General features: G+C 42.8%; 18 protein-coding genes. 12 read left to right on the top strand and 6 right to left on the bottom strand.

All coding sequences use genetic code 11. The features are described from left to right. Window positions 1-67: 67 nt before the first annotated feature. The 3 genes from AC23P2_RS15060 to AC23P2_RS15050 form a co-directional block, all read right to left on the bottom strand. The gene (locus AC23P2_RS15060; RefSeq protein WP_183973428.1) at window positions 68-871 is read right to left on the bottom strand and encodes an enoyl-ACP reductase FabI; all 804 of its coding nucleotides are present in this window, start codon (window positions 869-871) and stop codon (window positions 68-70) included. Window positions 872-1,041: 170 nt separating this feature from the next. Next, entirely contained in the window at window positions 1,042-1,701 is a 660-nt protein-coding gene (locus tag AC23P2_RS15055; protein ID WP_487773970.1) for an ATP-binding cassette domain-containing protein, read from the bottom strand. Next, window positions 1,680-1,994 carry a hypothetical protein gene (locus tag AC23P2_RS15050; RefSeq protein WP_487773969.1) on the bottom strand — a complete coding sequence of 105 codons (315 nt, stop codon included), beginning with the start codon at window positions 1,992-1,994 and terminating at the stop codon, window positions 1,680-1,682. Before AC23P2_RS15050 ends, AC23P2_RS15055 begins: the two co-directional genes overlap by 22 nt. Window positions 1,995-2,245: 251 nt before the next feature. Here AC23P2_RS15050 and sppA point away from each other — a divergent pair, with 251 nt between their 5' ends. Then, the gene (gene sppA / locus AC23P2_RS15045; RefSeq protein ID WP_487773968.1) at window positions 2,246-4,003 is read left to right on the top strand and encodes a signal peptide peptidase SppA; all 1,758 of its coding nucleotides are present in this window, start codon (window positions 2,246-2,248) and stop codon (window positions 4,001-4,003) included. 342 nt (window positions 4,004-4,345) lie between these two features. Here sppA and AC23P2_RS15040 read toward each other — a convergent pair whose 3' ends face one another. Both AC23P2_RS15040 and nuoK read right to left on the bottom strand, forming a co-directional pair. Then, entirely contained in the window at window positions 4,346-5,623 is a 1,278-nt protein-coding gene (locus AC23P2_RS15040) for a GWxTD domain-containing protein (RefSeq protein WP_487773967.1), read from the bottom strand. A gap of 114 nt (window positions 5,624-5,737) precedes the next feature. Beyond that, the gene (nuoK, locus tag AC23P2_RS15035; protein WP_028525359.1) at window positions 5,738-6,052 is read right to left on the bottom strand and encodes an NADH-quinone oxidoreductase subunit NuoK; all 315 of its coding nucleotides are present in this window, start codon (window positions 6,050-6,052) and stop codon (window positions 5,738-5,740) included. A 65-nt stretch (window positions 6,053-6,117) separates the two neighbouring features. Here nuoK and AC23P2_RS15030 point away from each other — a divergent pair, with 65 nt between their 5' ends. From AC23P2_RS15030 to AC23P2_RS15015, 4 genes are all read left to right on the top strand, one after another. Further along, entirely contained in the window at window positions 6,118-6,837 is a 720-nt protein-coding gene (locus tag AC23P2_RS15030; RefSeq protein WP_487773966.1) for a GntR family transcriptional regulator, read from the top strand. Between the two features lie 246 nt (window positions 6,838-7,083). Then, the gene (locus tag AC23P2_RS15025; protein WP_487773965.1) at window positions 7,084-8,052 is read left to right on the top strand and encodes a serine hydrolase domain-containing protein; all 969 of its coding nucleotides are present in this window, start codon (window positions 7,084-7,086) and stop codon (window positions 8,050-8,052) included. A gap of 107 nt (window positions 8,053-8,159) precedes the next feature. Next, complete coding sequence (locus tag AC23P2_RS15020) at window positions 8,160-9,371, top strand: acyltransferase family protein (protein ID WP_487773964.1); 1,212 nt, start codon at window positions 8,160-8,162, stop codon at window positions 9,369-9,371. 38 nt (window positions 9,372-9,409) lie between these two features. Then, complete coding sequence (locus AC23P2_RS15015; RefSeq protein WP_487773963.1) at window positions 9,410-10,573, top strand: serine hydrolase domain-containing protein; 1,164 nt, start codon at window positions 9,410-9,412, stop codon at window positions 10,571-10,573. Window positions 10,574-10,575: 2 nt separating this feature from the next. Here AC23P2_RS15015 and AC23P2_RS15010 read toward each other — a convergent pair whose 3' ends face one another. Further along, complete coding sequence (locus AC23P2_RS15010; protein WP_487773962.1) at window positions 10,576-12,120, bottom strand: S8 family serine peptidase; 1,545 nt, start codon at window positions 12,118-12,120, stop codon at window positions 10,576-10,578. A gap of 216 nt (window positions 12,121-12,336) precedes the next feature. Between AC23P2_RS15010 and AC23P2_RS15005 the strand changes: the two genes are divergently transcribed. The 7 genes from AC23P2_RS15005 to AC23P2_RS14975 all read left to right on the top strand — a co-directional run bounded on the left by AC23P2_RS15005 (window position 12,337) and on the right by AC23P2_RS14975 (window position 19,767). Continuing rightward, window positions 12,337-15,339 (top strand): ligand-binding sensor domain-containing protein, encoded by a 3,003-nt coding sequence (locus tag AC23P2_RS15005; RefSeq protein WP_487773961.1) that lies wholly within the window; start codon window positions 12,337-12,339, stop codon window positions 15,337-15,339. Between the two features lie 11 nt (window positions 15,340-15,350). Further along, the gene (locus tag AC23P2_RS15000; protein WP_487773960.1) at window positions 15,351-16,010 is read left to right on the top strand and encodes a response regulator transcription factor; all 660 of its coding nucleotides are present in this window, start codon (window positions 15,351-15,353) and stop codon (window positions 16,008-16,010) included. 125 nt (window positions 16,011-16,135) lie between these two features. Further along, window positions 16,136-16,636, top strand: coding sequence for a hypothetical protein (locus tag AC23P2_RS14995; protein WP_487773959.1), 501 nt, complete (start codon window positions 16,136-16,138; stop codon window positions 16,634-16,636). Window positions 16,637-16,677: 41 nt separating this feature from the next. Beyond that, on the top strand, window positions 16,678-17,409 hold the full coding sequence (locus AC23P2_RS14990) for a hypothetical protein (RefSeq protein ID WP_487773958.1): 732 nt from the start codon (window positions 16,678-16,680) through the stop codon (window positions 17,407-17,409). Between the two features lie 81 nt (window positions 17,410-17,490). Beyond that, entirely contained in the window at window positions 17,491-18,108 is a 618-nt protein-coding gene (locus AC23P2_RS14985; protein WP_487773957.1) for a hypothetical protein, read from the top strand. 45 nt (window positions 18,109-18,153) lie between these two features. Next, window positions 18,154-19,257, top strand: a complete 1,104-nt coding sequence (locus AC23P2_RS14980; protein ID WP_487773956.1) for a hypothetical protein — start codon at window positions 18,154-18,156, stop codon at window positions 19,255-19,257. Between the two features lie 21 nt (window positions 19,258-19,278). Beyond that, window positions 19,279-19,767, top strand: coding sequence for a hypothetical protein (locus tag AC23P2_RS14975; RefSeq protein ID WP_487773955.1), 489 nt, complete (start codon window positions 19,279-19,281; stop codon window positions 19,765-19,767). Window positions 19,768-19,913 lie beyond the last annotated feature (146 nt).

The following is a 19,913-nucleotide window of genomic DNA, read 5'->3' as shown; positions in this document are numbered from 1 at the left end:
ATAAGTGAGGAGAGATGAGTGATAAGAAATCTTATCACTCATCTCTTATATCTCATCACTACAAAAACTACCCTTCCAACACCTCTGCTGAAATCCCAACGTTTGAGAAACCACCGTCGTGGAAGAGGTTTTGCATCGTTACCATGCGTGTGTAATCTGAGAACATCATGGTCACAAAATCAGCACATGAGTCAGCCGAGGCGTTTCCTAGGGGCGCCATTTTTTCGGCAAAATCATAAAACTTATCAAAACCACCGATACCGTTTCCAGCCGTAGTTTTGGTAGGCGACTGCGAAACTGTGTTTACGCGCACCTTTTTAAGTTTTCCGTAACGGTATCCGTAGCTACGTGCAATTGACTCCAACATCGCTTTGGCTTCGGCCATGTCGGTATAGAAAGGGAACGTACGCTGCGCTGCCATGTAGGTAAGGGCTACCACACTTCCCCACTCATTGATGGCGTCCATTTTTTCGGCTACTTGCAAAAACTTATGGAAAGACAACGCCGAAACATCCACACTCTTTAGAAACCACTCGTAGTTCAAATCACCGTATGCACGCCCTTTACGGATGTTGGGTGACATCCCAATCGAGTGAAGCACAAAATCCACTTTTCCACCCAATACGTCCATTGACTTGCCGTAGAGGTTTTCGATATCTTCGAGTGACGTCGCATCGGCGGGGATAATTTCTGCCTCACATGCCTCCGACAATTTTTTAATTTCGCCCATACGCATCGCGATTGGGGCGTTGGTCAACGTGAAAGAGGCGCCTTCTGCCTTAGCTTTCAAGGCTACTTTCCACGCAATTGAGTTTTCGTCGAGGGCACCAGAGATGATGCCGCGTTTACCTTGTAATATTCCGTTTGCCATTTTTTTGAGTTTGCTATTTTCGGTTTAGAGTTTACCGTTTGGAGTTTGTAAAGTTTATAGTTAGTTGTTTACTGTTCAGGACATTACTTCCACCATAAACCATAAATCTCCCCACCGTCAACCATCATTAACGAGGCAAAGTAACAAATTTTTGGGCAAATAGTCGTTATCTATCCTGGAAGATACCCCCTATCGACCAGCTCCTGGCGGGGGTTCGTGAGCAAATATGTGCTTCCATTTTGAATCAGGTAATTCTGGTCAGCAATGTCGAGCACCTCTCGGTACAAATGGTCGGTGATTAAAATCCCTTTATTTTGTTTTTGCTCAACAATATGCTGTTTGAGTGCTTCTACGTAAATGGGGGCTAAATTGGTAAATGGCTCATCAAGCAGCACAAACGGCACGGGCGAAAGCAACACCATCAATGCTTCAATAAAGCGCCTTTCTCCGCCCGACAACTCCCCCATGCGCTGCGAAATAAGGGTAGGAAGTTTATCATATTTCTCTTCCGTCAGTTTTACCCCGTACCAACCCAAAGCGTCCTTGACTTTCATGGAAGAAGGCGTAAGCGGATGCTGCGGCAGGTAGCGCGCCACGTTGCCTTGGCGGTAAAGTGATTCGACGTACCTTCCATTGACCCTGACCGACTTGTGCGTTGCCCTCATTGTTCCAAACACAATTTGCAACAAAGAAGATTTCCCACAACCATTTCGCCCCAAAATAGACGTGATTTGATACCTCGGAATTTTCAAATACACGCTTTGTAAAATTTTGCGTTCGTCAAACGACAGTTCCACGCTGTCTATCTCTAAAATAGTAATAAGCTCCACCGAATAGCAGTCAATAAAGTGAAAAATAAAACCATGTCCAGCCCAAAAGCACCCACAAAAAGCGCCGTTGGCGAATAGCCCAAGTTTTGATAAAAGAGGTAGCCCTCACGAGAAAATGTCTGCATCAAAAGCCAAACTACGCCGTAAGAGGCCAGTTTGAGCCAAAAAAGAGGCGCAATCATTCCCCACCACTCCTCGTCGATAGGTGCGCCCACGGCCAACCAGCCACCCCACGCCACCACGTGTAGAATTATCCAGAAATTTTTGTAAAAGTGCAGCACAACCGATAGCATTTGTGTAAAGTTTTTGGCAAACTATCCAGATTATTTTTTAGGTGCTAAGCCCATTAAGAAACTTTAAGACTTTTAACATTTTTTGTGCTACCACAATGCCATTCAAAGCCATACACTCATTTTCCCACTTGTACAACCAATCCGCCTTTTAACATAAACCCACCTCCTTGGCATATCCAAAACGTATTTTTGTTTGTTAGCTGAATTAAGAATCCTATTTTTGACCATTACATTTTTTCTCTTTTATACTCATGTGGCAGTTTATTAAATACGTTTTCGCAACCATCGTCGGTTTATTCCTATTTTCTATCCTCGGCTTTTTCCTTTTTGTTGGAATCGTAGCCGCAGTAGGTTCTTCTGAAGATAGTACACCGATAGAAACCAATTCTGTGTTAAAGCTCAATCTCAACAACCCTATTCAAGAAGTAGCCGTTGAGAACCCCTTCGCCGAATTTTCGGGCGGGCAAGGCAGCGTCCTTGGCTTACTCGATATTCGCTCGGCGCTCGCCAATGCCAAGCAAGACCCTAACATTAAAGGTGTGTACCTCGATGTACAGTACCCAATGGTGGGATGGGCTACCGCCGAAGAAATCCGCGATGCGATTCTTGATTTCAAGAAATCGAACAAGTTTGTGTATGCTTACGGCGAAGTAATGACCGAAAAAGCGTATTACTTGGCGTCGGTTGCCGACAAAATTTACCTCAATCCCGCAGGTGGAATGGAGTGGAACGGCCTCAGTGCTGAATACGACTTCTACAAAGGCACACTCGACAAGCTGGAAGTGAAACCATTGGTATTCCGCGTTGGGGAATATAAAAGCGCGGTAGAGCCTTTCTTCCGCGAAAACATGAGTGACGCTAGTCGTCTTCAAAATCAGGTGTTGATTAATAACATTTTCGACCATGCGGTGGATAAAATTTCGCAAGCACGAAAAATCACACCTACCCAGTTGAAAAACTTGGCTGACTCGCTCAGCATTGACTCTCCACAAGATGCCCTCACTCATAAACTTATCACGCACGTGGGCTACTACGACGAGGTGGAAAGCGCGCTTCGCAAAGAACTCAAGTTGGGCGAAGATGATAAAATCAAGTTTGTGGGACTCAGCAAGTATTCAAAAGCCGAAAAACAAGTCAAAGAAGGCAGCAGCGACAACCGTATCGCGGTCATTATCGGAGAAGGTGCCATCATGTCGGGTAAAAGCAACGATGGCAACATTGGTTCGGAGACAATCGTTGATGAGCTTCGCAAAGCCCGCAAAGATAAAAAAGTGAAAGCCGTCGTGCTTCGTATCAACTCCCCTGGGGGTAGCGCCTTGGCGTCGGATGTGATGTGGCGTGAGGTTCAGTTGACCCGCAAAGAAAAACCTGTGATTGCGTCTATGTCGGACGTAGCAGCATCGGGGGGCTATTACATGGCCATGGGTTGCGACAAAATCGTGGCACATCCAAACACCATCACGGGTTCTATCGGGGTATTTAGTGTATTGTTTAACTTCCAAAATACTTTCCGCAACAAATTGGGGATTACCTTCGACCGCGTAAATACCAACGCCCACTCTGATTGGCCAAGTGTGACGCGTGAGATGACGCCTTTTGAGAACAGCCGTATGCAGCGCAGTACCGAAAATATCTACGCCGTATTTACCAAAAAAGCAGCCGAAGGTCGTAAAATGCCATTGGAGAAGCTTAAGTCTTTGGCGTCGGGACGCGTATGGTCGGGTCGTGAAGCCAAAGGAAACGGTCTTGTTGACGAGTTTGGTGGGTTAGACAAAGCAATTGAAATTGCCGCCAAATCAGCCAAATTGAAAGAAGGTGACTATCGCGTTCGTTATCCAAAAGAGAAGAATGTGTTTGAGGAAATGATAACGAAGTTTTCTAATAACGCCGAAGAAGCTATGTTGCAGCAAAAACTAGGTGACTTCGCTCCTTACCTCAAAACCTTGAAGAAACTCCAACAAATGGAAGGAACGCAAACACGCTTACCATTTGATATTAATATTAAGTAAAATGTCGAGTGGAGAATGCAGAGTGTCGAATAGTAAATCAATTCATTCGACACTCTACATTCTACCCTCAAAAATTCGGGTTGTAAGCAACCCTCAACACTCTTATTCGACACTCTGCACTCTGCATTCGACACTCCAAAAATTCGGATTGTAAGCAACCCCCAGCACTCTTATTCGACACTCTGCATTCTCCACTCAAAAATTCGGGTTGTAAGCAACCCTCAACACTCTTATTCGACACTCTGCATTCGACACTCCAAAAATTCGGGTTGTAAGCAACCCTCAACACTCTTATTCGACACTTTGCACTCTGCATTCGACACTCTCCACTAGACACTCCCTCTAGTCTCTCACTGCTCCCGTTCTCCATGCTTCAACCATTGGATACCAAATAGGTTGATATTCAACGTAACGTTGGAGCTCATAATGATCTTCTACAAATTGATTGGGGCGACGGTTGAAAGTAAAGTTTATTTCGGAAAAATTAGCCCGCTGCGAATATACCCACACCTCACGGTCTTTGCTTCGTTGCACGCGGTCGGGTGAACCCATGATAATATAAATCATGCCTTTGTCCGTTTTCCAGCCTTCTTTATAGGTCGTAAAAAGTCGGTTAGCTTCTTCGACGCGACTGTAAAAGGCGCTAATCGTACGTTTTGCCAAGTCGCTGTTGCCGTTCATTAAATTCAACCAATAACGGTCGAGGGATTTTTTAGGGTCTTTGGGTGCCAGCATTTCGTTGATTTCGTTGGCCTGACTCATGTACATTACAGGACGAACAAGCTCGGCAGGGCGCGTCATTTTGGGAAAGCGCTTGTTGGTTACTACTATTCCCACCCCGTACGTGTCGGTCGTGTCTTCTGTCATGTAATAGAGACCTTCTTCCTTAAATATCAGCGGTGAGCTTGTCGAAATTTTGAAAGTCGAATCCACGCCCAACGTTCGGGCCGCATTTCGTGGATTGGTATTCATCGGCGACTGTGCAGGTTCAAAATCGTGGCGATAACGCATCACATACAGCTCTTTCACCGATTTATTAATGTCTTGAAGCTGAACTGTGTCGTTTAGGTTTACGTAGTTTTGTAGCAACGGCACGCGTCCTGTTCGTTCAAACAGGGCAAATCGCTCTCCAAGCTTCGTATCGCGAAACTTAATGGCCAAGTCATTCAGCACTTTTTTGGTAGTTCCAATTTCAGAAATTTCTCCCAATAACACGCCCGAAGCATGATTTGCGGGTCTTTTTACCTCAAATCGAATCATAAAACGTGTATGACTCAACTGCACCACATTTTGTTCATTCAGCGGAATGTTGCCATACGCCAACCGTTCTCTTGAAGAGAAGTCGGGATACATTACGTAGTTGAGGGTAAATTTTTCGGTAAATTCTCGCCAACGCACAGGAACATTGTTGGGTTTGGTCAAGTCCACCCGCATAAATACCGTGACATTGGTAGAATCTTTTGCTAAAAATTTGCTTTTGATTCCCAATATTGTCACCTCATCTAGGCTTTTATTGGCATCGGTAACGGCTGCTTGCCGTTTTTTATTTTTATTGCCAAACTGAGCTTGCGCCATCAAGCCACTTCCTAGAAGAACCAACAGGAATACAACGCTTCTCATACGCTTCATCATTTCTTTTTAGGATATTTTTAACAAAGCCCTACGACTACAAACTTCAGTCGTTAACTTCTTATTGATTAAAACGATTGTAATCACCAAATCGCGTATTAAGCGTTATTTTTTCATCGAACTAATTTTGTCCAAATCAGCGGTTTGATAATACCGATATACCTTTAACAAAATAGCCAATGCCACCGCCGACTCCGCCGCTGCAATCACCATCACAAACAGCGTAAGCATTTGCCCCGAAAGACGCACGGGGTCATACTGGGAAAAAGCAACCAAATTCAAATTTACAGCATTGAGAATAAGCTCTATACCAATCAAAACCGCAATGGCATTTCGTTTGGTAATAATGACTGCTACGCCGATACTAAACAAAGCGGCTGCAACGATAAGATAGTAATGGAGGGGTACGATGACTTGCATGATGCAATGTTAAGAAAAATATTTAAAAAGAGGTGCTACCTTTGTTGCCTCAATTCATCGTACTTATGACAGAAGCCGCTCCCCGCCTCCCCCAATACCAATTTTTATACGAGACGCTCCGCCAACAGCTGCACAATGGTATATATGAAATTGGCAGTTTATTGCCCTCTGAAAAAGAGCTTCAGCAAGCCTATAAGCTTACCCAGCCTACCATTCGACAGGCGTTGTCGATGCTTGCCGAAGAGGGATATATCAAAAAATATCAAGGAAAAGGGAGTGTGGTACTGCCCCTGCCTGTGGGGTCGGGGATGTTGTCGATTGAGCCGCATAGCCACCACGATTTGAAAAATGCGTCGGAAATTCAAACCGAAATTTTAACCCGAGGTGTGACTTCTAGTTTTCCGCCCGATTTTTTATTTCAACCTGAGCAGACGGCCGCCTCTTTTTACTACGTCGAACGCCTCCGAACGGTCAACAAAGAAGTGGTCTTTTATGAAAGAATCGCACTTCCTGCCAGCGAACTCCCTAATTTTTACAGGATTACCCTAGAAAACAAGTCGTTGTTTGATACTTTACGAAAACGTTATAACGTAATTGTAAAAGGAGGAGAAGAAAAGGTATGGGCCATGACTGCACCCGATGCGATTGCCCAATTGATGCGCATCCCAACGGGCAAGCCCATTTTGCGTCTCGAAAAGAAAATTGAAACCAACCGTCCGCATCTTACCTTTTTTTCGTCCTTGTTTGCCTGCACCAACAAATACTTATTAAAAGGTCGGTTTTAGAAAAATTCATTCATTTTTTTCTAGCCAAATAAAGTTGGCACAAAAATTGAGAGTCGGTATTTGGTTCCCCTTGGGGATTATTAATACACGTACAATTTTAAATTACCTATTCTCATGCGGTGCAATACAACAAGTTTATATACACACATTAAACTCTTTTGCCTGCTAATTTTAGCATTTAGTAAAGGTTTTTCGCAAGGAACGCCACCATGCAATCCTAAATGTATCCCGATATCACTAAGAATTGTGCCCGCCAATTATCAAATTCCTCCTAAGGATACCACTCAAAAACCAGTAAAAAAAGTAACTAACATTCCTGCATTTGACTCATTCTTAAATAACAATTTACAATCTTATGATAATAATGTATTAGCATTTGTCTGTAATGATACATTGAGCTACTCTTACAAAAATGGCCAATATAATGCTGACGATATTCTACCAATTGCCTCTGCTACAAAATGGCTTACTGCTGCAGTTATTATGAGTTTGGTAGATGATAACAAGTTAAATTTAAATGATAAAATTGGGGCTTATTTACCCATTTTTAACGCCTATGGCAAAGGAGACATCACTATTCGTCAAATTTTTTCACATACTTCTGGCTTTCAATCTGATACCCCTTATGATGATAGAGGAGGAATATCTTTAGCAGCTGCTATAGATTCAATTGCCATATATTCAAACTTGCAATTTTCTCCAGGAACTCAAGCAAGCTACGGTAGCTCTGCATACAAAATTGCGGCTAGGATTGCAGAAGTAATAGAAGGTAAACTTTGGGAAAATATTTTTAAAGAACGCATAGCGAACAAATGCGAGATGTCTAACACCTCATACCTAAGTTTTATCAATAATACGAATCCTCATGCAGGCGCTGGTGTAAGAAGTACTATGAACGATTACATCAAGTTTCTTACTATGATACACAATTTTGGCATTTACGAAGGCCAAAGAGTGCTGAGTGAAAATTCGGTCAAAACGATTGAACTTGACCAATCGGGTGGAATTAATACTTTTTATGGTCTTGGAGTATGGCGCTACCAAATTGTATCGGGCTTTGCTAAAGAAGTCAGTAGCCCAAGTGCCATGGGAATCCATCCTTGGATCAATCGTGACAAAAAGTATTTTGGTATAATTTTTACACAAGCAGGGTTTGATAAAACTATTAATACAAATTTGAACTTCCGAAGCTTAGTCCAAAACACGATAAAATAAAAACAACTGATAATCAACAAGTTAACGTCAAAAAATTACCGTTTACTAAAAACATATTTGATTTATAAAAATGGTTTTCTTTCTTTGTTATAAAGCCATAGTTATAAATGATACAATCAAGCCACAATCCAGTAATCAAGGAAGAAAGTAATCAACAAAGAATATTTGGATTAGACCTCTTTCGAGCTCTATCTATTGTAGCCGTTTTTTTATCACATTCAATTGACCTTAACCCTTTAAAAAAAGAGTTTCCTTATTTTGCCTGGCTTGGCTTTGGAGTCGAAGCTTTTTTTGTTTTAAGCGGTTTTCTAATTGGAAGAATTATTCTACAAACCTTCTTTCAAAAAGCTATTACATGGGAAGTAATTGCTTCTTTTTGGATAAATCGCTGGTTTCGAACAATTCCCGCCTACTTATTCACCTTATTTATATATTTCTTATTCTTTCCTCACTTTGGGTTAAAAATAATTTCGTACCTCTTTTTTTTACAAAATGCTATAACTCCTATCCCATATTTATTTCCTCATTCTTGGAGCTTATCAGTTGAAGAATGGTTTTATTTTTCATTTCCAATTATTATTTGGGTAACTTATATCTTACAAAAAAAAACACAGTACCCATATAAAACATTCATATTCAGCTCATTGACTCTTATCTTTATTGGCTTTATGGGTCGTACAGTTTTATACTTTATTGCAAACCATACATCTATTATACACACAGCTATTAAACAAGGGTATCTCTTCCCCAGTTGGGACACTTTTTTAACGCCATATTATTGGGATACAATGAGAAAAATGACATTTTTCAGGATTGATTCTATCGCATTTGGCTGTATAATTGCCTACGTTTTTGAAACAAATAAAGAATTATTATTAAAAAATCACATAAAATTATTTATCACAGGTCTGTTACTTTTATTTCTATCATACTTTTTGTTTGTTAAAAATGTAATTAATGGCAAACCTAATGTAATATCCGATATTATTTTACTTCCAATATTTAGCCTATCTTTTTCCTTTTTAATTCCTACTTTTGTCAGTACACCCGTGCCAAATAAAAATAGAATATTTAAAATTATACATACAATAAGCCTCACTTCTTATTCTTTTTACTTAATACATCTATTAGTAATCGATTTATTTTCCCAAAAATTCAACACTCAAAACACCTCCTGCCTGAAAACTACAATAACCTTTGCAACATGTTATTTAGCGACTTTTTTGTTATCCTATCTGATGTATAATTATATTGAAAAACCTTTTCTTAGCTATCGAACAACAATCAACAAAAAAATATTTTCAAAAAACAAAAAATAAGATTAGCTTCGATTTTTCAAGAAACTTATACATGAAATATGCTTCCCACCAAATCTCCCAAGGCTGATTTAGACTATTTAGAAATAAATGTGTTAATATTTGTATTTTTTCTATTTTCCTTATCGGGGTGTGGAGTTTTTGATTATCCAGAAAGCCATTCTATTTCCTTAGACTCGACATATAGAATAAAAAACCCTTTGATTATTCCGCCAAAAACTACGCCAAAAGACAGTTTGGGAATACCACCTAATCCCCAAAACCCTAATCAAAAAGACACAAACTTAATCACTAATAGTTTTTATAAAACACTCGACCAGTTTTTACAAGCAAATTCATATAAATACGATAAAAATATTTTAGTTTTTATTCATAATAAAGATTCTTTACTATATACTTATAAAGAAGGCATATATAATTCTGAGGATTTTTTACCCATTGCTTCTTCAACAAAATGGCTCACGTCAGCTGTTATTTTATCTCTTGTAGATGAAAAAAAACTCAACTTAGATGATAAAATTGGACAATATATTCCAATTTTTAACCAGTATAATAAAGGAGAAATTACAATTAGGCAAATTTTTTCTCATACTTCAGGCATTGTTAGCGACTCACCTTTTGATGAAAGAAGTGATTTAACATTGAAAGCTAGTGTAGATTCAATTGCAGTTTTTACAAAACCATTATTTTCACCTGGCCAATCAGCTCTCTATGGAAGTTCTGCTTATAAAATTGCTGCTAGAATTGCAGAAATTGCTGACAACAAACCTTGGCAAATAATTTTTGAAGAACGTATTGCGAAAAAATGTAATATGAACAATGTAGTTTTCAGTCCTTCCCACCCTCAAAATCCACATGCAGGTGCTGGAGTAGTTTGCTCTTTAAATGAATATGTAAAATTTTTGTATATGTTAAATAATAATGGCTACTATAATGGATTAAAGGTTTTATCTGAAAATGCTATTAATGAAATGGGTAAAGATCAAACCAATAATATAAATCCATTTTATGGACTAGGTGTATGGCGTTATCAGATAAGAGACGGAAAGGCATCTGAATTAAGTAGTCCAAGTGCAATGGGAGTACATCCTTGGATTAATAAAGAAAAAAAATACTTTGGCATTATTTTTACACAAGCTGGCTATGATAAAACGTATGATACAAACTTATCTTTTAGAGCATTAGTACAATCTATGATTAAATAATATCACTCCCAAATCACCTCAATCACCTCATTTTTGAGGTCAACGGTGGTGCGTGTTTCTCCGTTGTGGCGTTTGAGTGTGAGTTGGCCGTCCCGCACCCGTACAATTTCTTGCGAAAGTACGTGTGTGGGGCTTTTTTTATGGAACAAAGAAACCATATCGCCCGCTTCGGGAATTTTCAGAATAAATGTAAGCCCTTCTGCTTTAACTTCTTTGGCATAAGTGGCAGTAGCTTCGGCCGAATTTTGAACAAGCCCTAACGCCCGCGATGCCAAAGGCACACCATAGCCTACAAAATTATTGCCATAAGGGTACAAATGCGCCGATTTTTCAATGATTTGAATCAATTGTTTGTTGTTCAACGCGGGATTGGCCTGCATCAAACAAGCTGCAAAACCCGTAATAACAGGCGCCGCCAAAGACGTTCCATACAACGAAAAACACGAAACGTTGGGTTTGAGGTATGCTAAATACTCAGGGCCGATGCTGCTATAACCAATTCGATTCCAAAAACGCTGATTGGTCGCACCTACCGAAAGAACGCCCTGGGCATCGGCTGGGGTAGAAATAATGCGCCAACTTGGGTCGTCGCCTTCATTTCCTGCCGATACCACTACCAAGATTCCCTTTTTATCAGCCGCAATTTGGGCCGCGCGGCTGATCACGCTCGTTTGCCCATCCATTTGCGAGATTAGGTAATTTTCCTTGGGATCAGTAAAGCCTTGCGCATATCCCAAAGAAGTATTAATGAGGCGCACCCCCAAGCTATCCATCCATTCCATGGCCGCCACCCAATTGTCTTCTTCTCCGCGCCACTCGCGCGTTCCGTGGTCGGTGCGGGCGAGGTAAAACTGGGCATCAATGGCCAAGCCACTTTGGGTATTTTCGGTGCGACTTGTACCCGTGATGGCACTCATTACTTCCGTTCCGTGAAAATCAGAGAATGTCTCTTGGGTTTTGTAAAACGCATCCGTATGAGTAAGCGGAGGATTTACGTAGTCACGTTTGTCCAAAATCGCGTTGTTGTCAAATACGTGTTTGAGGTAATGACTCTCTTTTGCTTCAAAAAAACCAGCATCAATCACCCCAATCGTAATGCCTTTCCCCGTTAAGCCCACTTTTTTAAATTCATCTGCCTGAATTTGGGTCATCACAGGCGCCATCGTAGAGCGACGACGCGCATTGGTTTTGGCAATGTAAAAGCGCCCGTCCATCGGCTGAATTTTTTCCACAAACGAAAGCTGCTTTACATCCTCCAGTTGCTGCGCAGGAATGGTGGCCGAAACGGCATTGAGCCAACGAGAGGCTATGACGGGCTGACACTGAAGGCGTTGGAGTTGTTTTAGATATTCTTTATTGACGGGCAAATCGGTTTCGTCCGACTCCGTAAGTCCTTGCAGGCGGCGGTTTTCGAGCGTCTTAGCCGACACCGCAGGAACGTCATGCGGGTTTTTATCTTTAAAAAAGACCCAATACTTGGTTTGAGCAGATGCGGTAACGGCTCCCCACATCCAAAGCAACAACAAACAACCGCCCTTTTGGTACATAACGAAGATTTAGTCTATAAGTTAAGAAAAACTGCCAGCTCATACATTGGCAATAATTCAACAAAATAAAGAAATAAGTCTAAATTTTTATACACTACTTCTTAAATTTCACCCAATCTGCGGCAGAAAGCAGATTTTTTAGCGACCACCACGCCTTCTTTTTCGTTTTCGCCCGTACATTCGTAGTGTTTTCTGAACCCTTTCTGCTACGCTCTCATGCGCAAAATCTTTTTTTTAGTTTGGTCTATTGGACTCAGTCTGCACCTTTTTGGTCAAACCTATCAAATTGAACGAATAGGAACCGACAAAGGGCTTTCACAGGGGTCAGTCTATGCCATGCTCAAAGATTCGCGCGGATTTATGTGGTTTGGAACGCAAGACGGACTGAATCGTTACGATGGCCATCATTTTAAGGTCTATTATTCTGATACTGACCAGCCCAACGCCCTGCACGGTGGCTTTGTTAACTCCATGATTGAAGCCCCCAACGGCGATCTATGGCTAGGAACGGATTATGGACTCAATCTTTATCAACGCCAAACCGATGACTTTCGGTTTTTCCAAAGCTCACCTCAGCAAAAAACGCCATCAGCTTGTAGCCCGTTTGCCGTACGCCCTCCTTTTGTGTGGTATTGGTCAGAGTCAGAAGGCATCGTAAAACTTAATTATGACACCCAACAAAAAACCGTACTCCTCGCCGACGTTTCGTACGACTTAGGGCTTTTATCGGTGTCAAATGCCACCAAATTTGGAAAAGACGGGCGCTTGTGGGTGAGCCTTTCCGAAGGGCTCATGCAGTACGATACGAGTAGCCGCCAGATGCGCTATTTTTTTAGCAAACATCCCCAAAACATCACAGGAGACGCCCTCAGTATCTTGAAAATATTAATAACCAAAGAAGGGTTGATGTACCTCAGTCATTCCAATGGCGTCACGATTTTCGACCCAAAAACCACTGATTTCAAACATATTACCCAAATTAATGGCATAGAATTAAACGAAATTTACGATTTGGACGAGTCGCCCGACGGGGATATTTGGCTTGCTACCAGCTCAAGCGGGCTATTTAGGTTATCGAAAGATGGAAAAGCGCAGCAGTTTATTCACCAAAAAAATGATAATAACAGCCTCAGCAACAACACCATTTCGTCGGTTTATATCTCAAAAGATGGGCTCGTTTGGGCAAACCCCGACCCTCTTGGCATTAATTTGCTCATTGGAACGGGCAAAAAATTCCGAAGCGTCAAATACGTAGCCGAAGCGCAAAATTCCCTCAGCGACCCCAACGTTCGGACGATGATTGAAATGGACAAAAATCATGTGTGGGTTGGGACAGAACAAGGTGGAATCAACGTTTGGAACAAACAAACGGGGTTGGTCGAAAAAAGCTTTAAGTCCGACCCCTCCAATCCTCGTTCAGTACCAAGTTCTTCGATTTACCATTTTTTTCGTGACACCCAACAACAACTTTGGATTGCTACCTACAACGGTCTCGCCAAATACCTCGGTAGTGGGACATTTGAGAGTTATTTTCTGAAAAAAAAGGAAAACATGGGCGACAATATCTTTCGGTGTTTGGCCGAGTGGGATGCCGCGCACTTGCTCGTTGGTACCGAAAATGGACTTTTCTTATTTGATAAATCCAAGAAAGTTTTCACCCCCATCAAAGGTTTAGAAAACATAAGTATTCTTTGGATTGACCAGCCTACCCCAGGCGAACTTTGGCTCACTCGCTTCAACGAAGGGTGCTGGAAAGGTAGCATTCGGAACAATGAATGGCTCCCAAAAGCGACGGTTCTAGTGGGTGGGAATGCCCTTGCACTGCGCAAAGATGCCTATCGTAATTGTTGGTGGATTGCTACTAACAATGGGCTGCTGAACTACCAAAACGGGCGAATCGTTCAGAAATTTACGGCCAAAGACGGCCTCGCCAATGCCTATATTTACGGCTTTTTGCTCGACTCCCAACACAACCTTTGGCTCAGCACCAACCGTGGACTGAGCAGTTTTAATCCCGATACGCGTCAGTTTCGCAACTACCACGTCAGCGACGGGCTGCAAGGTTATGAGTTCAACAACCGTTCTTACATGGCCGACAGCGAGGGTATCTTCTACTTTGGCGGCACCAATGGGTTCACTTATTTTCGCCCCAACGAAATACGCACGAACACCTTTCAACCTCAAGTCCAACTCACTCATTTTGAAATCAATTACCAGCCCGCCCAGCTGCCACAGTACATTGGCGAAACCAGTGAACTGACGCTCAAGGCCGACCAAAACACGTTTTCGCTGGGTTTTATAGCGATTGATTACCTCAGTAGCGGAAAAAACGACTATCAATACCGACTTGTCAACTTAGAAGACAATTGGAACTCTACTCCAGACAACTTAGTCAGATACGTGCAGGTGCCTCCTGGAGAGTATATTTTTGAGGTAAAAGCATCAAACGGCGACGGTTTTTGGAGCGACGAAGTACGCCGTTTGAAAATCACCGTACTACCTGCTTTTTGGCAAACGTGGTGGTTTCGATTGCTCAGTCTGTTGTTGTTGATTGGCGTTGGCATTGGCTTCTATCGCTGGCGCATTCAGCAACTTCAACGCCAACAACGCGAACGCTTGGAGCTAATTATCAAAACCCAAGAAGCCGAACGAAAACAATTGGCCACCGAACTACACGACGATTTGGGAATGCGGCTTTCGACCTTACAGATGTATTTGTCCGAAATTGATATTTCCCAAAACAGCCGCGCTTCTCAATTAACTCCCTTGCTCAACGAGGCCATTGCCGACATTCGGAATTTGTTGCGCGATTTGAACCCCAAACTTCTGTTTGAGGAAGGCTTACGCGTGGCTGTGGAAGAAGTAAATACCAAACTCAACGCGGTAGGTTTGGTAAAATTCGAGCTTTTGTGGCTAGATTTCCCCGAAAAACTCCCCGAAGTCATCGAAATCAACCTTTTTCGCATCATTCAAGAATTGATAAACAATACCCTAAAACACGCAGAAGCTACGCACATTACGCTGCAATTGCTCCAACGTGACGCGCGCTGGGTCATCATTTATGAGGACAACGGGCGCGGTTTTGAGCGACAACCGTTATCGTCGGGTTTTGGGTTGCAAAATATTGAAAATCGCGTCCAGTTGCTGAAAGGGCAAATTCACTTCGATACCGCCCCCCAGCGTGGTGTACATGTTACGATTGAAATCCCCCACCAATAACTTTACCCATTATGACCCGTAAAACGTTGATTGTTGACGACCACAAATTGTTTTTGGAAGGACTGCGCTACGTGCTTTCGCAGATACCCAACGTAGAAATTGTGGGAGAAGCTTCCAACGGAGATACTGCCGTTGAGGTAGCCCAAAGCACCCACGCTGATTGGGTATTGATGGACATCAACATGCCCCACTGCGACGGCGTGAAAGCAACTGCCCAGCTCAAAAAAATCAACCCAACCATCAAGGTGATTGCCGTTACGATGCACGACGATTACAGCAATATCCAACAGATGATTCGGGCAGGCGTGGATGGGTATGTCTTAAAAAACACAGGTTCAAGCGAACTTGCCAACGCGTTTGAGACGATTGAAAAAGGGCAATTCTATTCGTCACCCGCGATTTTGGACACTTTACTACGGCGCAAAACTGTAGCATCAGCCCCTGCGCGTTCGGCCTATCACCTCAACCCCATTGAGTTGTTAACTTCACGGGAAAAAGAAATATTGCCTTTGCTGGTAGAAGGGCTTACCAGCGCCGAAATCGCTGAACGGCTATTTGTAAGCGAATCGACAGTAGTAAGCCATCGCAAGAATATTCTTCATAAACTCAACCTCAAAAATACGTCGGCACTGGTCAAATATGCCCTTGAGAATGGACTGATTCAGCCCTAATACGTACTTTCCCCTGTTTTCTCCCCCCCACGGGGGATTTTTCACATCTCCCCTCTAGGGATGTTTTTTGGCGCCCTTTCGTATAGCAATTTTGTGCTGTTGATTTACTCAAACAGCACAAACGAATGAAATGGCAAATCCTGATGCTCACCTTTTTTCTCGTCTTCGCTCAAGCTTGGAGCAGCCCTCCACGCAGCTATCGGGTGACACTTGAGAAGATCTCATTGGTAGAGTCAGGAAGCATCGGCGGCTCCGACAACCTGTATGGCTCGGTGTGGGTGGGCGCTTTTTGTAATGCCAACGACAACCAGACAGGCACTTCTTTTGACAGCCGCGAGCGCACCCTAAAACTGTTTGAGCGTACTGGCGACAACTACGTCAAAATCAAGGAAAACAGCCCCATTGTTTTGAATCAATCGCTGGTTTTTGACATTCCAACCTGCGACCAAAAGCAAGCCAATTTTGCCGTTACTGTTTCGCTCAGTAGCCAAAGTTCAGGCCGAAAATACAACACCGAACAACACCGCATTTATTTATCCGAAATCAACAGTACGGTTCGCCGAACGATTCATTGCTACGACCGTACGTCTCACCTTCAACTGCATTTTATGATTGCACCTCTATAACCCAGTTTTTCTAATCATTTTAACACTTAAACACTATTCACATGAAAAGTTCATTCAAATTCGTCGGGTTATTTTTTGTTTTGGTATGTTTTGTTTCCAATGTATTTGCCCAAAAACAAATCGACAATTACTATCAGTTTTCGCCCAAAGAAATGGAATCAATGATGGCGAGTTTTGGCAAAGATGCGGGCTGGAAAAACCTCTCCGCCACCATGAGTAGCCGAAGTTTTGAGCGCATCAAACACGAAAAAGCTGCTTGGGGCTTCAAAGGGCAGGTAAAAACCGCTGATGGAAAAATGCAAGATGTTCTTTTCTGCGCCTTTGACTTCTACAACCCTAAAAGCAAAAAAGGCCAAGGTGGGACCATGATTTGGCGCAAAGTAGGCGACGAAGTGTATAAAGCCTATTTGATTTATCCTGAGGGAGTTGAAGATTTAGACAAAGCCTTAGAACTATCAGAAGAATTTTTTGCGGATGCCTCTGGCAAACTTCAAAAAGCCCAAAGCTGGGGTCGTTGTTTTAGAAAATGTGTACGTGGTTCTTCAAGAACAGTCGTTGATGCCAAAGGCATACGTTTTGACGTACCTTCAGACTGCGGAACAGGATGCTTGGCCTCCATTGCCGTTTGTGGTGGCGCAACAGCCGTCTTGGCACTGGCTACAGCTGCCCCAACTGGTGGACTTTCATTTCCTGTGTTAGCGATTACGTTTGGGGTTTGTGCGGGGGTAAGTTGCGGGGTTTGCCTTGGGGTTTGCGCACTTGGATGTATATAATCCGTTTTTAATCAAGCCATTGTAGAGCTTACCAACAAAAAGTAGGCTCTACATTTTCTTTAGTTCATAGCCCTTATTCACATGAAAATCATCAGCCTCGGTCTCCTCCTAACGACAATGGTCAGCTATTTGGCTCCTCCCGCCGAAAACTATACCATTGAACAAGTTACTATTTGTAAAAATACGAATGCGTGCTTGGCCACTTCCCAAAAGAACCGAATCAAAGAAAGCGACAAATACACAGTAGAAGTTGTGTTAAAATCGAACTCTGCCAATTTTTTGGCACAACAGATTCAAGCCGTGCAACTCGAAGTCTCTGAAATATCTTTTGCCTGTGCGCGCTCAGCCACAGACATGGACAATTGCCCTGCGGGGAGTTCACAGGAGTGGTACACCATGTACCAAAATCCCAATCCGCCTTTGGGCAATGCCGTGACAGTCATCAATGCTGCCAAACTTACCAAACAGTTATCAACTCAGCATTTAACACTACGAAACAGCATCAAAAAATTCCCCATAGAGGATGTTTTTGGGCCAAAATTTGACAAACCTACCGCTCCTACCAAGCCCACATCGTACCAAGTTCGGCTCCGAGCTGAGAACATACAATTTCCTGACTGGGTTTGGGGGATTCGCGTCAGTGTTTATGAGCGAGACGGAGGGAGAAATACAAGTGCCGAATTTAAAACGAGGTTTTAGGACTTTTTGGCAAACCAACTTTTTCACATTTGAACTTCTACAATCATGCGTTTTTGGTATTTTTTTATCGTAATTTGGGGATACGCTATTGCTGCTTTGGCCCAAAGCGACGAAAGCCCAATTCCGAGCCTCAATGCCTCCAAACCATTAGAATTTTCTATCCCGACTTCAGCCGCATTTGACTTGCTGGGAGTCACACCCGCTCAAGTCATCAAACCTGGTAATATTCGGGATTTTAAGGTGGACTGGTCGTTCCAAAGCTGGCGACTTAAGCCCAATATTGCCATTCAGGCGCAGCCGATTTGGGAGATTTTTTACAACCGCCCCAACTTATTGAAGTACCAGTCGGCCTCAAAACTGGCCAAAATGCTCTCTACGATTGATATTTCGGCAGGCACAGTGGAAGATGATGACCTCAATCGGAGACTAGCTGGGGCCGTTAAAATAACGCTTTTCCGCAGTCACGACCCCCTCGACGAGCCCGCCCTCTACCGCGGCCCGACGGAAGAGTTTTACGAACAACAAAGTCAGCTAAAGGGCCTCGTTACGCAATTGGAAGACAGCCTAAAACGCCTTCCCGCTACCAATGAATACCTCGAAACAAAAATGCTGGTGTTGAAGGAATTAGACCTTCTCCAAACTAAAATTCAAACCTTAGAAAAGCTTCAAAAAGACCGAATTACGCAACTGACAACCCTCTACCTGAAAGAACATTGGAACGCGTCGTTTGTCGATGTAGCCGTCGGCAAATCCTATCTGTATGACAACCTAAAGCTGGATAGTTTGAATTTGGTACAAGACGGGCTTTCGGCTTGGGTCAACGGCTGTGTGGGTATTGGGCGCAAGTGGCTTCTGACGGGAATGGTTCGTTATACAAGTTTTAGCGGAGTAAAAGCGACGATTAAACAGGAATATTTTTTGGGAGCGAGTTTGCGCTATGGCAGCCCTAAGTTTAACTTTTTTGCCGAAGTCCTCACCCGCGACCCGCACAATCCATTTTCTTTCAAAAGTGTTACCTTAGCCTACGGTGGTGACTGGCGTTTTAGCCGCAATGTCATGTTAAGTTACGGCGTACGAACCCTTTACGGGCAAAATTTCAGTTTCAAATCACTGGTTCCTGTCGCAAGCATTGCTTGTATGATGCGATAACCAACTTACCTTTTATCTCCCATGAAATCGCTTGTTTTGCTTCTTTTATCGGCCATTACGTTTTCGGCATTTGGTCAAAAAACGGTCAAAAGTACGCTAAAGCTCGAAAACACAGGTTTTGGCAACTGCTCGATGGCCTCGATTCCTTTCAAGTATTCCATTAAGAACCTCGGGCCCGAAACCTTTGTTTTTCACGCCTCTCCTTCAACGCCCATTGACGATTTGACCTTCAACGTGTATTTATCCCAAAACGAAACCATTGAAACGGGAATACTCGGGGGAGAAAATGACTTACGAGTCGGGTCTGCCGTTCCAGCCCAATATACTTTAACCGATGGCCAAATTGCCTTCAATAAAATTTCCGTACCCGTCAGAAATCCACCATACAGTTCATATAGATTTGTGATTGTAGAAGTGGTGTATAGCAGCGGTCCTTCGATGACGGGTAGTACGTTTTTAGCCAAAAAATACCGTATGTCGTCGGGGCAGGTTGTTTTTGAAAATCCCTAACGCGGCAGTTTTGCAAGTTTATAAGAAACATTAACGCGGCGGTTTTGAGCCCCCCCCAACACAATATTCGTAATTAAAAGCCCGTAATTCCTAATTCACATGAACTTCCGCCTTTTCATTTTTTTAGTTTCATTTCACTTTATTTC

The organism is Runella sp. R0.1_18 (assembly GCF_057652155.1).
This window is presented reverse-complemented; position numbering and strand designations above follow the sequence as displayed.

What these genes read in the sequence shown, in the direction of transcription:
- AC23P2_RS15060 (WP_183973428.1), bottom strand. Translation starts at nt 871, where the DNA reads ATGGCAAACGGAATATTACAAGGTAAACGCGGCATCATCTCTGGTGCC.
- AC23P2_RS15050 (WP_487773969.1), bottom strand. Translation starts at nt 1,994, where the DNA reads ATGCTATCGGTTGTGCTGCACTTTTACAAAAATTTCTGGATAATTCTA.
- sppA (WP_487773968.1), top strand. Translation starts at nt 2,246, where the DNA reads ATGTGGCAGTTTATTAAATACGTTTTCGCAACCATCGTCGGTTTATTC.
- AC23P2_RS15040 (WP_487773967.1), bottom strand. Translation starts at nt 5,623, where the DNA reads ATGAGAAGCGTTGTATTCCTGTTGGTTCTTCTAGGAAGTGGCTTGATG.
- nuoK (WP_028525359.1), bottom strand. Translation starts at nt 6,052, where the DNA reads ATGCAAGTCATCGTACCCCTCCATTACTATCTTATCGTTGCAGCCGCT.
- AC23P2_RS15030 (WP_487773966.1), top strand. Translation starts at nt 6,118, where the DNA reads ATGACAGAAGCCGCTCCCCGCCTCCCCCAATACCAATTTTTATACGAG.
- AC23P2_RS15020 (WP_487773964.1), top strand. Translation starts at nt 8,160, where the DNA reads ATGATACAATCAAGCCACAATCCAGTAATCAAGGAAGAAAGTAATCAA.
- AC23P2_RS15015 (WP_487773963.1), top strand. Translation starts at nt 9,410, where the DNA reads ATGCTTCCCACCAAATCTCCCAAGGCTGATTTAGACTATTTAGAAATA.
- AC23P2_RS15010 (WP_487773962.1), bottom strand. Translation starts at nt 12,120, where the DNA reads ATGTACCAAAAGGGCGGTTGTTTGTTGTTGCTTTGGATGTGGGGAGCC.
- AC23P2_RS15005 (WP_487773961.1), top strand. Translation starts at nt 12,337, where the DNA reads ATGCGCAAAATCTTTTTTTTAGTTTGGTCTATTGGACTCAGTCTGCAC.
- AC23P2_RS15000 (WP_487773960.1), top strand. Translation starts at nt 15,351, where the DNA reads ATGACCCGTAAAACGTTGATTGTTGACGACCACAAATTGTTTTTGGAA.
- AC23P2_RS14995 (WP_487773959.1), top strand. Translation starts at nt 16,136, where the DNA reads ATGAAATGGCAAATCCTGATGCTCACCTTTTTTCTCGTCTTCGCTCAA.
- AC23P2_RS14990 (WP_487773958.1), top strand. Translation starts at nt 16,678, where the DNA reads ATGAAAAGTTCATTCAAATTCGTCGGGTTATTTTTTGTTTTGGTATGT.
- AC23P2_RS14985 (WP_487773957.1), top strand. Translation starts at nt 17,491, where the DNA reads ATGAAAATCATCAGCCTCGGTCTCCTCCTAACGACAATGGTCAGCTAT.
- AC23P2_RS14980 (WP_487773956.1), top strand. Translation starts at nt 18,154, where the DNA reads ATGCGTTTTTGGTATTTTTTTATCGTAATTTGGGGATACGCTATTGCT.
- AC23P2_RS14975 (WP_487773955.1), top strand. Translation starts at nt 19,279, where the DNA reads ATGAAATCGCTTGTTTTGCTTCTTTTATCGGCCATTACGTTTTCGGCA.